Origin of the sequence: [Clostridium] celerecrescens 18A (genome assembly GCF_002797975.1) — a bacterium.
Classification (GTDB): domain Bacteria; phylum Bacillota; class Clostridia; order Lachnospirales; family Lachnospiraceae; genus Lacrimispora; species Lacrimispora celerecrescens.
Genome location: NZ_PGET01000001.1, coordinates 3725935 through 3738846 on the forward strand (window position 1 = coordinate 3725935; position 12912 = coordinate 3738846).

Sequence of the window (12912 nt, forward strand, 5' to 3'; positions counted from 1 at the left end):
CAATGCTCTTATAGTGAGGCGATTTCAGTCAGTCTATCAGCAGTTCATCAACCGTGACAAAAGTATATCCCTGCTTTGTCAAAGTATCAATCACCTCGAGGGCTGCTTCCACTGAAGTCGGGTACACATCATGAAGAAGAATAATATCTCCAGGCTCCACGCGCTTTACAATATAACGCACTACCTTTTTGACGCTCTTTGTTTTCCAGTCTAGAGGGTCTAAGTTCCAAAGCACAACCGACATGTCGGTTGTACACTCCAATTCTTCATTCCAAGAACCATAAGGCGGCCGCAGATACTGAGGTCTTGTACCGGTAATCTCTTCAATCTGCCGGTTATTCTGTTCTATTTGCTGGCAAGCAGTTAACACAGATTCCTTGCTCATCTGTACATGAGTATATCCATGATTCCCGATTAAATGCCCATCCTCTTTCATCTGTTTCAAAATGGATTCTTTCCCCTCCACATTTTCTCCAAGAATAAAAAATGAGGCGTGGACCCCTCTCTTACGAAGCCCGTCAAGAAGTCTTGGCGTATAAACGGAATGAGGGCCGTCATCAAAGGTCAATGCAATCTGCTTATCTCCAGAAAACTGCCTCCTGACCTCATCTCTTGCTTCTGCATCCGCACCCACAGGAAGGAACAGGGTATTCTTTGCCTCAGTGTATGATTGGTGCATTGCTTTTATAAAAATAATATCCAATATAAGAACAACCAGTAAACAGGCTGCTTTCCATTTCATTTTCATATTCCCATAAGCCCAGCTTTCTGCCATTATTAATAAACCTATGGAGTAACAGAGAAAAATAAAACCAAAACATTTCTGCCTTTTTCTATCTTTTCCCTTATACGTTCTTATCCAGACGACTTATCCCCAATATTAAAGAGGATTTTGTATACAACCTTACAACATTGAATCAACCGTTATTAATCCGTATAAACACCGCTGCTTTCAGCGCTGAACCAGCTATACGGTCCGCCTCTTCCTGAATCCCGGATATCCGGCATCTGCAAATGCCATGGAAAGCACCTCCAGTATGATACCGTAAAATGCGAAAACAAAAAAAGGGCTGTTCTCATCTTTAAATGAGAACAGCCCTTAAAGCTTACATAGAAATCGAAGCTTTTATTAAGCCATGCAAACGTTAACTGCCTGCAGACCACGGTTTCCTTCTGTTGTTTCATAAGTTACTTTCTGGCCTTCTTCCAGAGTCTTGTAACCATCAGCAACGATGCCAGAGAAGTGTACGAAAACTTCTTCGCCTGTTGCGTCATTTACGATGAAACCATATCCCTTAGCACCATTAAACCATTTTACTGTACCGTTGTTCATAACGTGTACCTCCTATAAAATAAAAAATATTTGATATATCGCCTGAAACAAAAAATCACATATTTTTGTAAATCATCATCCGAAAATAATGACTTACAAAAATATGTGAAATCATAACTCCATTCGATAATACACGTACATTCTACCCTGAATTTACAAAATTGTCAAGACTATTCTGTTATTTTACACTAGAAAAGGACAGGGTTTTGTCCCCATTTAAAAGGTACAAACCCTGTCCAAAATAATCATAAAATAAAATTATTTTAAAGTAACTTTAGCGCCTTCAGCCTCTAAAGAAGTCTTGATCTGCTCAGCCTCTTCCTTGGAAGCGCCAGCCTTTAATACCTTAGGAGCTCCATCAACTACGTCTTTAGCTTCCTTTAAGCCTAAGCCAGTAGCTTCACGAACAACTTTGATAACTTTAACCTTGTTAGGACCAACTTCAGTTAATTCTACGTCGAATTCAGTCTTCTCTTCTTCTGCTGCTGCAGGACCTGCTGCTGCAACTACTACGCCTGCTGCTGCAGATACACCAAATTCTTCCTCACATGCCTTTACTAATTCATTTAATTCTAATACAGATAATTCTTTGATCGCTTCGATAAATTCAGCTGTTGTTAACTTTGCCATGATAATATACCTCCGTATTTAATATGTTTTTTTAAGGAAGTTCGATTCGCCTTATCGCTCACCGAACGGCTAATTTTCTAAGTCCAGGTATGCTTCGCTTACCTTTATTAAAAATTTTATGCCTCTGCTGCTTCTCCGCCCTGAGCATCTGCAATCTGCTTGAGAACGCGAGCAATGTTTGTGATAGGAGACTGGATGCTTCCAAGCAGCTTTCCAAGAAGGATATCCCTGGAAGGAATGCTGGAGATCTTCTCCATACCTTTTGCATCATAATAAGCGCCTTCTACAACGCCGCCCTTAATCTCTAAGGCCGGAGCTGTTTTTGCAAACTCAGCCAGGATTCTTGCTGGAGCTGTAGCATCTGTCTTGGAAACAGCGATAGCTGTAGGTCCTTCCAGATTAGGTTCCAGAGCCTCAAATGCTGTACCCTGAGCTGCAAAACGGATCATTGTATTCTTATATACTTTGTAGGAAACATCGGCCTCTCTTAATTTCTTACGAAGTGCTGTATCCTGAGCAACTGAGATACCACGGTAATCTACAACTACCGCTGCCTCAGCGCCATCAAGTAATTCTTTGATCTCGCTTACAACTGGCTGCTTTAATTCAACTTTTGCCATTATGGTTTACCTCCTGTTTAGTCTGAGCCTCCCGGTTGCCCGCAAGGCCCGCTCGTATAAACCGCAAAGAAAAACCCCTCCGCCGGATGGACGGAGAGGTCTACAATTCATTTACATAAAATGATTCTTGTACATTCCTCGGCAGGCGTTAACACCTTATGCCTTGCGGCACCTGCTGTCTTCGGCAGTCAATACTAGCATAGTATAACATTATTTATAATTAATGTCAACCACAAAACAAAATTAGTTCATTAATTTAGCTACGTTCAGTTTTACGCCAGGTCCCATAGTGGAAGCCAGTGTAACACTCTTTAAGTAGGCACCCTTAACTGCACTTGGTCTTGCTTTGACGATTGCATCAACAAGCGTCTGGAAGTTGTCCGCTAACTGTTCTTCTGTAAAAGAAGCTTTTCCAACTGGCACGTGGATAATATTTGTCTTATCAAGTCTGTACTCAACCTTACCAGCTTTGATATCGTTGATTGCTTTCGTTACATCCATGGTAACTGTACCAGCTTTTGGGTTAGGCATTAAGCCCTTTGGTCCCAGGACACGTCCCAGACGGCCAACAACACCCATCATATCTGGCGTAGCAACAACTACATCAAATTCCAACCAGCCTTCGTTCTGGATCTTCGGAATCAGTTCCTCAGCTCCAACAAAGTCTGCGCCTGCGGCCAGTGCTTCATCAGCCTTCGGACCCTTTGCGAAAACTAAAATACGAACAGTCTTACCTGTACCGTGGGGAAGTACAACTGCACCACGGATCTGCTGGTCAGCGTGACGTCCGTCACAACCGGTTCTGATATGAGCTTCAATGGTTTCATCAAATTTAGCACTTGCATTCTGCTTAACTAAAGAGATTGCTACTGGTGCATCGTAGAGAACAGAACGATCTACTGTTTTAGCTGCCTCTGCGTATCTTTTTCCTCTTTTCATTCTAAATAACCTCCTAGTGGTATTGTCGGGGATTTTCCCTCCCACGTTCTTAAAACTTCATTAACTGCAATATTATAAGGAAGTCCGATTCGCCTAACGGCTCGTCGAACGGCTATTCTTCTAATTTCAAGCCGTGCTTACGCCTGCTTTCATTAAGTAAAATATGCCAAGAAAATTATGCTTCAACTACTGTGATACCCATACTTCTTGCGGTACCAGCGACCATGCTCATAGCTGATTCAACAGATGCGGCATTTAAGTCAGGCATCTTCAGTTCAGCGATCTTCTGTAATTCAGCCTTAGTAATTGTAGCTACCTTTGTCTTATTAGGAACTGCAGATCCGGATTTGATCTTGCAGGCCTTCTTTAATAATACAGCAGCCGGTGGAGTCTTGGTTATGAAGCTGAAGCTTCTGTCAGCATAAACAGTGATAACAACCGGGATGATCAAGTCTCCCTGATCAGCTGTTCTTGCGTTGAATTCCTTTGTAAACTGTACGATGTTTACACCATGCTGTCCAAGTGCCGGACCTACAGGAGGAGCTGGTGTAGCCTTTCCTGCTGGAATCTGCAATTTGATATATCCTGTTACTTTCTTTGCCATAATAAGGCACCTCCTAAATAAATGTGGTATTGTCGGGGATTTCCCTCCCACGAGCTTATACACAGGTATAAGCCGCTTTTACTTGTTACATCTTCTTTACTTCGCTGAAGTTTAATTCTACCGGAGTCTCCCGGCCGAACATCTCAACGCTCATGGTGATGGTTTTCTTACTTTCGTTGATGGACTTGATGGCACCAACCGTATCTTTCCATGCACCGGAAGTTACCACGACGGTATCTCCCACTTCAAAGCCAATGATGACCTCTTCGTTCTTGAACCCAAGTTTCTCCATCTCATCTTCTGTCAGAGGAACCGGTTTTGATCCAGGGCCTACAAAGCCTGTCACTCCACGGGTATTACGCACCACATACCATGTGTCGTCATTCATGACCATGTGAATCAGTACGTAGCCGGGAAACATCTTTTTATCCGCCTTTTTCTCAACGCCATTCTTCAGTTCAATGACAGATTCAAGCGGAACCGATACTTCCAGAATCTGATCCTGTAAGTTTCTGTTTTCGATTGTTTTCTCAATGTCAACCTTTACTTTGTTCTCATAACCTGAATAGGTATGAACTACATACCAATGTGCTTCTGACATAAACTCACCTTAACCCTTACGAATTATAAGATAAAACTGAGACCAAACTTGATGATCAGATCAAGAATTCCGATAATCAGTCCTAAAGCAATCGCTGAAGAAATGACAGCGATCGTCTGTTTCGTTACGGTTTCTTTGTCAGGCCAAACGATTTTTGCAAACTCAGCTTTCAAACCCTTAAAAAAGCTCTTCTTCTGAGCACTCTCGTTGTTCACTGTATCTCCCATAATTTCACGTCCTTTACAAACTGATTACTTTGTTTCCTTGTGCATTGTATGGCTCTTACAGAATCTACAGTACTTCTTGGTTTCCATTCTGTCCGGATGAGTCTTCTTATCCTTGGTCATGTTGTAATTACGCTGTTTGCATTCTGTACATGCCAGTGTGATTTTTGTGCGCACGACTTCCACCTCCACTTAAATTTTCATTGTTGTGTTTTAAGTCCCTTTGTCTGCTGCAAGCAATTTTGAGCATAAAAAAAAGACCTAAGCTCTTCCATTCGCCCAATTACTATAACATACAGACCAGGATTCGTCAATCTTTTTTTCTGAAAAGCAATGATATTTACGGTATTTCGCCATTATATCATGTAGGCAAAAAAATTGCAAGTCCGGTTTGAAGGATTTAATGGATTTTTAAATCGGTTCCAGCCGGACCTGCTTCTATAATAATATGTATTCTGTAATTTTTTGCTATGGCCTTACAGGCGTTCCGTCAGGAAGCCTTGAAAAGAGCCAGCCATGATCCATATCAACCGCAGGATATTTTTCAGCCGCCTTTTCATCAAAACCAACTCCAATTCCAGGCTTGCCGTTTACGTAGGCATATCCTTCCCTGATCACCGGACAGCCTGGGAACACCTCCTGCTCCGCTTCACTGAAGCCGGAAAATTCCTGTATCCCGAAATTGTGGCTGTTTAAATCCAGATGCATCTGCACTGCCATCCCAATAGGAGATAAATCATTTGGCCCATGCCAGGCTGTCCGTACTCCATAAGCCTCACAATAATGAGCCAGCTTTCTTGCAGGGGTCAGTCCTCCGATATCACTTAAATGAACTCTCATATAATCAATCCACTGGTTCTGTACAATGGACTTCCATTCATTGGGGTTGGTAAACAGCTCTCCCATTGCCAGCGGAAGGATGGTATGGTGCCGCAAGGTCTTAAAGAACTCCACGTGCTCCGGCGCAAGAGAATCTTCCAGGAAAAACAGTTTATACTGCTCCATCTCCCTGGCAAATTCCAGAGTCTCAGCAAAGCTTAATCGCTCATGGACATCATGCATGAGCTCCACTTCCCAGCCAATATCCCTTCGGACCCGGTCAAACAGTTTATAAACGCTTTGCATGTACATTCTCGGATGGAAATACGCTCCGTCCGGTGCATTGTCAGGCTTTACGATTCTCTGTATTTTACCGTCGAAGTTACCGCCATAGGTACCCATATGGCATCTGATGTAACGGTATCCTTCCGCCATATACCCACGGATGCATTCTTCCACCTCTTCGATGGAGCTGCCATCCGCATGCCTGTAAACTGCAATTCCTTCCCGGCACTTTCCACCCAGCAGGCTGTAAAGCGGCATATTGGCACGTTTTGCCTTAATGTCCCACAACGCCTCATCCACCCCGGAAATGGCATTGTTCAAAACAGGACCATTTCTCCAGTAAGAGCTTCCCATCATGGTCTGCCAGATCCCTTCAATGTCATCCACAGGCATTCCCTTGAGCATGGGACGCAGATATTCTTCAATGGCTGTCACCACCGCCTTATGCCTCCACGTAAATGTGGCGCACCCATATCCGTACAGCTCCGGCTCCGTTGTTTCCACCTTTACCACAACCAGGTTGATATTTCTTGGAGCTGTTACAAAAACTTTAATGTCATGGATTTTTATATGATCCATTTTTAGTACCTCCGTAAGTCATATTCTCTGCATATCAGCTCTTTACAGCCCCTCCGGTCATTCCAGCAATAAAATACTTCTGGAAGCTTACAAAAAGAATTACCAAAGGAAGACTGGATATGCTGGATGCTGCCATTAGGTCATTCCATTTAATTTGATATTGGGAATTTAAGGAAATGATCCCAACAGTGAGCGTTTTTAATTCATCCTTGGATACCAGGACAGAAGAAAACATATATTCATTCCAACCGTTAAACAGTACAAACATGGCTACCGCCGCAATTCCCGGAACGATCAGCGGAAGGATAATATTCCAGAAAATCCGGAAGCTGGAAGCCCCATCCACCCGTGCCGCCTCATCAAGCTCCAGGGGAATGGTCTTAAAGTAAGATACGATCATCCATGTACTGAAGGCTATATTTGTAGCCGCATAAACGACGACCAGGCCAAATAAGGAATTGACAAGATTATATTTAGAAAGCACCGCGTAAAAAGGTACCACCAGCATGACTCCCGGAAACATCTGTGTAATAAGAAGAAAGCTCATCAGTTGTTTTCTTCCTTTAAACCGGAATCTGGTCACCCCGTATCCTGCCAGGCAGGCACAGGCCACGCAGATCACCATGGCGGAAAGGCAGACCACCAGACTATTTAAGGTCATACGTCCAAAATTATAAGTATTGAAGAATTTCCGGAAGGAATCCAGGGAAAACGGGTCCGGAATCCATTTAGGCTGTGGATAATATGTCTGCGGCTCAGTTTTAAATGCTGTGGATATCATCCATAAAACCGGGACCACGATAAAAGAGGCCATAAAAATTAATACTCCATAGGTAGCAGCCAATTTATTTTTTTTCTTTTTTGATCTACTCATTCTCCCTTGTCACCACCTTACTTACCAGACTAATCAAATAGCAAATGAAGAACACCAGGATACCCCAGGCAGACGCCTTTCCAAATCTCAAATCATTGAACGCTGTTCCATAGATGCTTAAGCTTATTAAATTGGTAGCAGTTCCCGGGCCGCCTGCTGTCATGGTGTACACCAGGGTATACTGCTTGAACCACCAGACGCAGTCCAGGATCAAAACCGTAGTCAGAATAGGCTTTAAGGATGGAACTGTTATGTATCGGAATTGTGCCAATTTGCTGGCACCATCGATTTCCGCTGCCTCATAATAATCCTTGGATATGCTCTGCAAACCTGCCAGGATCATGGTCATGACCAGGGGAAATCCCTTCCAGATGCAGACAAAGACCACTGCCGGAAAGGCCAGTTCCTTGCTGCCCAGCCACGAAATATTGGTAGATATAAGCCCAAGCCCTTTCAGCGCACTGTTCAAGATTCCGTACATGGGATTCATGATCCAGGTAAATAAAAGCGCCACAACCGCTTCCGGGAAAAACCATGGCAGCATAAATATAACCCGGAAAACAGTTCTTCCTTTAAATTCCCGGTTAAGCAAAGTTGCCAGAATAAACCCCAAAATAAAATGTCCCGCTACAACCAGAATCATAAACGTGGTTGTCAGCAGAACCGACTGGTAAAAGGCCGCCTCTTTAAATGCCGCTGCATAATATTTAAAACCTATAAAATTCCATTTCGTCACCAGGTTCGTGTTGAAAAAGCTGATATAGAACCCATAAACCATAGGATAAATGATAAGGGCAGCCAGCATGACGACAATCGGCAGAGTAAAGTAATATCCTTGCCTCTGGGACTTAACTTTTATTTTGGCAGTTCCATTTTTGTTCATGAAATTCATCTTACTCCCTTCTCAATTTTTTGAGGGAGGATGGTTCCCCCCTCATTCATAAACGATTAGTTATAATCCCCTAACAATTCATCAACATCACTTATCAGAGTTTTTACTGCTTCTTCGTTTTTCTTTTCATTGGAGAATACAGATGCGTATGCATTTCCAAGGGCGCTCTTTAAGCCGCTGACACCTGCAAACTTAACGGTTGGACGGCAGCCATCTGCGATTTGCTGTAAAAAGCCTGCGTAATCCTCTCCTGATATATAGTCTGCTTTCTGTCCCTCAGCTGTTGCCGGAATCTTTCCGCTGCTCTGCCAGAACTGCATGTCCTTATCGTGCTCTACAAAAAACCTCAGATAATCAATGGCTGCTGCCTTTTCTGCATCAGTTGCATAAGCGCTGACGGAATAGCCTTCGGTCCCAAGCATGGTTCCCGGATAATCACCAGGCATTTTAAAGGATCCTAAGTTTCCCTTTAAATCAGGATTGTTGGCATAAGCCACACCAAGAGCATTTGGCCCGGTAAGGAACATGCTTGTATATCCCATCGCAAAATAATTGGCGGCAGTCGGATAATCCACCTCAGTAATTCCTGTCGGTACAATGCCATCTGCATTCATGTTGGTCCATCTTGAAAATGCATCCATGAATTTCTGGTCTTCTGTAATATCAGTGATCCACTTTCCGTTCTCTTCTTTCACACATTCAATCCCGTTTGACCATAAGTATGCCATGAAACGGCTCTGACCGGAGGAGTTATTGGAGCCAACCATATCAAATCCCCATTCGTCCATCTGCCCGTCATTGTTGGTATCTTTTGTAAGGGCTTTAGCAGCAGTTGTAAACTCTTCCCATGTTTTTGGGGTCTCTAATCCGGCTTCCTTAAACCTGTCTGCACGATAGATCACGGCCAGCGGCTGAACAGCCACAGGAAAATATGACATCTCATCTCCCAGCATACAGGAGTCTACAACGCCGTTGGCAAATTTTGCTTTTAAATCCTCCGGCACAAGCCCGTTGATATCAGCTGTCAGCCCAAGGTCATGAAGAGTGGCAACTGCATCAGCTGATGTAAAGAATATGGTAGGCACATCCTTTGGTGTAGCTGCCATAGCTGACAGCTTTGTGTAGATGTCATTGGTGCTGACAGCCTGTACATCAATGATCACATTGGGATGCAGGGCCATATACTCATCTGCATATTGATAGATGTATTTTCCGTGAGGATCTTCTCCCGCATAGCCATCAAAAATGGTAAGTAAAACTGATTCCCCTTCCGTTCCTTTTTCTGCAGCACTTGTCTGTGTCTGTTCCGTCTCCTTTGCCGCCGTTGTTTCATTCTGACCCTTTCCGCTGCAGCCTGTCACCAGGGACATTGCCATTACAGCTGAAAAAAATAATGCAAGAACTCTTTTCTTCATAACTGATCCCTCCATAAATAAGTTTTACCTGTTTTTTAGCTGCTTTCATCATATCTTATTCCCCTTGTTTAATCTGTATAGATTTTAGTCAATAATCACCATTTTTTAATTACACTTTCAAAGATTTTCCTGCTCTTCTTTTTACGCAATAAAAAAAGGCTGTAATTGCTTACAGCCTTTGAGTCTCTTCCTTATTCCTTTTAAACAACTCATGAATCGCTTTCCGGTACTGCAGGGGACTTGTTTCCATAACTGCTTTAAACTGCCTCAAAAACGTATTCACACTGTCATATCCACATTTTGCAGCGACGGCAGTAACGCTCTCATTGGTGTTTTCAAGCAGCTTTGCAGCCTCGCATACTCTGACAATGTTGATATACTTTATCAGTGTCTTTCCAAAATACTTATTAAACTCCCTGCTGATGGTAGCCGGATGGAGATAAAAAAGTTCACTTAAAATCTTTAAGTCCAGATTCTCCTGATAATGCCGGTCAATATATTCCTTAATTGCAATCATTCTCAGATTCATTTCGGATAGTTCGCTTTCCGTCCGCTCCAATCCAAATGCCCGAAACAGCAATACAGTAATCTCCGTGATAATCGACCGCTCCATCATGGACCGGAACGGCTGATGAATCTCCTGTTCCTCATACAATTCCTTTATAAGGCCGGTCACACGGTTGAATATCTGTTCATCCACATGCTTATAATGCTCCTGGAACGCCTGCTGGCTGGGTGTTAAAAAAACCTTTTTTAAGTCTTCCCCAAGGTTTAAGCTTTCATAATAGGAGGGACGGACCGAAAGTCCATACCGCAGGAAGGGAAGGCCCAAAAGCCTTCTCTGATGATGCTCCTGCCCTCCGATGACCATGATGTCACCCTTCTCCAGAAGATATTTCTTACCGACTACATAGTATTCCGCAGATCCCTCTTCCACAAACAGAAACTCACTGGCTGTATGAATATGGTGCATCCCATTCTTTTCGTATTCACAGGATCTTGAGACATTGTAATTGTCTTCACTTAAGGCCCGGAAATGATCCGGTTCCCAGTAGTCATTGATCTTGATTTCCATATCCCCTCCTGCAGATGCTTAACCGGGAAAAACAACCTCCAGATACCGTTTTAAGGCATCCTGCCAGGAAGGCAGGGGAAGAAAACCGTTTTCTTCCAGCTTATCCTTATTCATACGGCTGTTGGCTGGCCGTTTTGCCTTTGCCGGATACTGATCCGAGCCGACAGGCTCCACTTTTACCTCCATACCTGCCTGTCTGAAGATTTCACAGGCAAATTCATACCAGGTGCACTCTCCTTCGTTAGTAGCATGATAACGCCCGTATTTCTCCGTCTCTATCATGTCGACCAAAAGTCGGGCCAGATCATAGGTATAGGTAGGAGAACCTGTCTGGTCGGCTACCACCGTTAATTTATCATGAGTCTTTCCCAGGTTCAGCATGGTCTTAATAAAGTTCTTTCCATTCACTCCAAACACCCAGGCGATCCTTACGATAAAATATTTTGCAAGTTTTTCTTCTACTGCCAGTTCACCCTCATATTTCGTCTGGCCGTAAACATTTAGCGGTGCCCTCTCGTCATCAGGCTCCCAAGGACGGGTTCCCTGTCCGTTAAACACATAATCCGTGCTGATGTACATCATCTTGATATCCAGTTCACGGCACACCCCGGCAATGTACTCCGTTCCCTTTGCGTTAACGTTCCGGCACAACTCCCCATGATCTTCCGCCGCATCCACAGCCGTATAGGCAGCACAGTGGATGACCGCATCAGGAGCGGCTGCCTTAATGACCCGGTTCACGCTTTCCTTATCCGTGATGTCCATCTCATCGATGTCCACACCGACCGCCTCATGCCCCCGTTTATTCAGTTCATTTACTACATCAAATCCAAGCTGGCCCTTTACGCCAGTAACAAATACTTTCATAGATGCCTCTTTTCTAAACGGAAATTTGGTTCGCCTGATGGCTCCCAATGGATAAATTTCCTGACAGAGAGCGGTACTATCCGCCTTCCATCAGGAAATCATTCAGGGAATTATAAACGCTTACCGTACATGTTATCAAAATAATTCTGATATTCCCCATTGATGATATGCTTCCACCAGTCCTCATTATCCAGGTACCACTGGATGGTCTGACGGATTCCGGTATCAAAGTTATATTTAGGCTTCCAGCCAAGTTCGGTTTCCAGCTTCTTCGGGTCAATGGCATAACGTCTGTCATGGCCAGGACGGTCTGTTACGAACTTAATTAAGCTCTCCGGTTTATCAAGAGCCTTAAGAATGGTCTTAACCACTTCTAAATTGGTGCGCTCGTTATGTCCGCCTACATTGTAGACCTCGCCTGCTTTTCCCTCGTGAATAATCAGATCAATGGCTTCACAGTGATCAGAAACATGGAGCCAGTCTCTTACATTTTCCCCTGTTCCATATACCGGAAGCTCTTCATCTGCCAGAGCACGGCTGATAATAAGAGGAATCAGCTTCTCCGGAAAATGGTACGGACCATAGTTATTGGAACATCTGGAAATTGTCACTGGAAGTCCGAACGTCCTCTGGTATGCCTGAACAAAAAGGTCTGCGCTGGCCTTTGATGAGGAGTAAGGGCTTGAGGTATGAAGCGGGGTTTCCTCTGTGAAGAATAAGTCCGGGCGGTCAAGAGGCAGATCGCCGTATACTTCATCAGTAGAAACCTGATGATAACGCTTGATTCCATAGGTGCGGCAGGCATCAAGAAGGGTCGTGGTTCCCATTACATTCGTTCTTACAAATGCCTCCGGGTCTGTAATTGAACGATCCACATGGCTCTCTGCCGCAAAGTTTACCACAACATCGGGTTTTTCCCTCTCAAAGAGATCAAAAACAAAACTTCTGTCTGCAATATCGCCTTTAATAAATTTATAATTAGGTTTATCCTCAACAGGCTTTAATGTCTCTAAATTTCCTGCATAGGTCAAAAGGTCCAGATTGATGATCTGATAATCCGGGTACTTATTCACCATATGATGTACAAAATTTCCACCGATAAAACCGGCTCCTCCGGTAACGATAATTTTCATTAATATACTCCTCCTTTTTATT

General features: G+C 43.6%; 16 protein-coding genes and 1 other annotated feature. All 16 genes read right to left on the reverse strand.

Going from position 1 to position 12912, the window contains the following annotated elements; genetic code table 11:
• Positions 1-28: 28 nt before the first annotated feature.
• A complete protein-coding gene (locus tag H171_RS16915) occupies positions 29-748 on the reverse strand; it encodes a polysaccharide deacetylase family protein (RefSeq protein ID WP_100307562.1) in 720 nt (239 codons plus the stop codon).
• A gap of 381 nt (positions 749-1129) precedes the next feature.
• Positions 1130-1333, reverse strand: coding sequence for a cold-shock protein (locus H171_RS16920; RefSeq protein ID WP_013271149.1), 204 nt, complete (start codon positions 1331-1333; stop codon positions 1130-1132).
• Positions 1334-1591: 258 nt separating this feature from the next.
• Positions 1592-1963, reverse strand: a complete 372-nt coding sequence (rplL, locus tag H171_RS16925; RefSeq protein WP_054740322.1) for a 50S ribosomal protein L7/L12 — start codon at positions 1961-1963, stop codon at positions 1592-1594.
• 116 nt (positions 1964-2079) lie between these two features.
• Positions 2080-2583 carry a 50S ribosomal protein L10 gene (rplJ, locus tag H171_RS16930; protein WP_100306185.1) on the reverse strand — a complete coding sequence of 168 codons (504 nt, stop codon included), beginning with the start codon at positions 2581-2583 and terminating at the stop codon, positions 2080-2082.
• A gap of 59 nt (positions 2584-2642) precedes the next feature.
• Positions 2643-2786 (reverse strand) — a sequence feature (ribosomal protein L10 leader region).
• A 40-nt stretch (positions 2787-2826) separates the two neighbouring features.
• Positions 2827-3522, reverse strand: a complete 696-nt coding sequence (gene rplA, locus H171_RS16935; protein ID WP_025231172.1) for a 50S ribosomal protein L1 — start codon at positions 3520-3522, stop codon at positions 2827-2829.
• Between the two features lie 175 nt (positions 3523-3697).
• Positions 3698-4126 carry a 50S ribosomal protein L11 gene (rplK, locus tag H171_RS16940; RefSeq protein ID WP_038278112.1) on the reverse strand — a complete coding sequence of 143 codons (429 nt, stop codon included), beginning with the start codon at positions 4124-4126 and terminating at the stop codon, positions 3698-3700.
• 85 nt (positions 4127-4211) lie between these two features.
• Positions 4212-4727 carry a transcription termination/antitermination protein NusG gene (gene nusG / locus H171_RS16945; protein ID WP_100306186.1) on the reverse strand — a complete coding sequence of 172 codons (516 nt, stop codon included), beginning with the start codon at positions 4725-4727 and terminating at the stop codon, positions 4212-4214.
• A 23-nt stretch (positions 4728-4750) separates the two neighbouring features.
• The gene (gene secE / locus H171_RS16950; RefSeq protein WP_100306187.1) at positions 4751-4954 is read right to left on the reverse strand and encodes a preprotein translocase subunit SecE; all 204 of its coding nucleotides are present in this window, start codon (positions 4952-4954) and stop codon (positions 4751-4753) included.
• Between the two features lie 24 nt (positions 4955-4978).
• On the reverse strand, positions 4979-5128 hold the full coding sequence (rpmG, locus tag H171_RS16955; protein WP_013271142.1) for a 50S ribosomal protein L33: 150 nt from the start codon (positions 5126-5128) through the stop codon (positions 4979-4981).
• 291 nt (positions 5129-5419) lie between these two features.
• On the reverse strand, positions 5420-6634 hold the full coding sequence (locus H171_RS16960) for an enolase C-terminal domain-like protein (protein WP_100306188.1): 1215 nt from the start codon (positions 6632-6634) through the stop codon (positions 5420-5422).
• Positions 6635-6668: 34 nt separating this feature from the next.
• A complete protein-coding gene (locus tag H171_RS16965) occupies positions 6669-7508 on the reverse strand; it encodes a carbohydrate ABC transporter permease (RefSeq protein WP_100306189.1) in 840 nt (279 codons plus the stop codon).
• Entirely contained in the window at positions 7501-8400 is a 900-nt protein-coding gene (locus H171_RS16970) for a carbohydrate ABC transporter permease (RefSeq protein ID WP_207655201.1), read from the reverse strand. The genes H171_RS16965 and H171_RS16970 overlap by 8 nt, the downstream gene beginning before the upstream one ends.
• Before the next feature lie 56 nt (positions 8401-8456).
• Positions 8457-9815: an ABC transporter substrate-binding protein gene (locus H171_RS16975; RefSeq protein WP_100306190.1), complete on the reverse strand. Its 1359-nt coding sequence runs from the start codon at positions 9813-9815 to the stop codon at positions 8457-8459.
• Positions 9816-9984: 169 nt separating this feature from the next.
• On the reverse strand, positions 9985-10890 hold the full coding sequence (locus H171_RS16980; RefSeq protein ID WP_100306191.1) for a helix-turn-helix transcriptional regulator: 906 nt from the start codon (positions 10888-10890) through the stop codon (positions 9985-9987).
• An 18-nt stretch (positions 10891-10908) separates the two neighbouring features.
• Positions 10909-11757, reverse strand: coding sequence for a dTDP-4-dehydrorhamnose reductase (gene rfbD / locus H171_RS16985; RefSeq protein WP_100306192.1), 849 nt, complete (start codon positions 11755-11757; stop codon positions 10909-10911).
• 110 nt (positions 11758-11867) lie between these two features.
• Positions 11868-12890, reverse strand: a complete 1023-nt coding sequence (gene rfbB / locus H171_RS16990; protein WP_100306193.1) for a dTDP-glucose 4,6-dehydratase — start codon at positions 12888-12890, stop codon at positions 11868-11870.
• Positions 12891-12912: the final 22 nt, after the last annotated feature.

What these genes read in the sequence shown, in the direction of transcription:
- H171_RS16915 (WP_100307562.1), bottom strand. Translation starts at nt 748, where the DNA reads ATGAAAATGAAATGGAAAGCAGCCTGTTTACTGGTTGTTCTTATATTG.
- H171_RS16920 (WP_013271149.1), bottom strand. Translation starts at nt 1,333, where the DNA reads ATGAACAACGGTACAGTAAAATGGTTTAATGGTGCTAAGGGATATGGT.
- rplL (WP_054740322.1), bottom strand. Translation starts at nt 1,963, where the DNA reads ATGGCAAAGTTAACAACAGCTGAATTTATCGAAGCGATCAAAGAATTA.
- rplJ (WP_100306185.1), bottom strand. Translation starts at nt 2,583, where the DNA reads ATGGCAAAAGTTGAATTAAAGCAGCCAGTTGTAAGCGAGATCAAAGAA.
- rplA (WP_025231172.1), bottom strand. Translation starts at nt 3,522, where the DNA reads ATGAAAAGAGGAAAAAGATACGCAGAGGCAGCTAAAACAGTAGATCGT.
- rplK (WP_038278112.1), bottom strand. Translation starts at nt 4,126, where the DNA reads ATGGCAAAGAAAGTAACAGGATATATCAAATTGCAGATTCCAGCAGGA.
- nusG (WP_100306186.1), bottom strand. Translation starts at nt 4,727, where the DNA reads ATGTCAGAAGCACATTGGTATGTAGTTCATACCTATTCAGGTTATGAG.
- secE (WP_100306187.1), bottom strand. Translation starts at nt 4,954, where the DNA reads ATGGGAGATACAGTGAACAACGAGAGTGCTCAGAAGAAGAGCTTTTTT.
- H171_RS16960 (WP_100306188.1), bottom strand. Translation starts at nt 6,634, where the DNA reads ATGGATCATATAAAAATCCATGACATTAAAGTTTTTGTAACAGCTCCA.
- H171_RS16965 (WP_100306189.1), bottom strand. Translation starts at nt 7,508, where the DNA reads ATGAGTAGATCAAAAAAGAAAAAAAATAAATTGGCTGCTACCTATGGA.
- H171_RS16970 (WP_207655201.1), bottom strand. Translation starts at nt 8,400, where the DNA reads ATGAATTTCATGAACAAAAATGGAACTGCCAAAATAAAAGTTAAGTCC.
- H171_RS16975 (WP_100306190.1), bottom strand. Translation starts at nt 9,815, where the DNA reads ATGAAGAAAAGAGTTCTTGCATTATTTTTTTCAGCTGTAATGGCAATG.
- H171_RS16980 (WP_100306191.1), bottom strand. Translation starts at nt 10,890, where the DNA reads ATGGAAATCAAGATCAATGACTACTGGGAACCGGATCATTTCCGGGCC.
- rfbD (WP_100306192.1), bottom strand. Translation starts at nt 11,757, where the DNA reads ATGAAAGTATTTGTTACTGGCGTAAAGGGCCAGCTTGGATTTGATGTA.
- rfbB (WP_100306193.1), bottom strand. Translation starts at nt 12,890, where the DNA reads ATGAAAATTATCGTTACCGGAGGAGCCGGTTTTATCGGTGGAAATTTT.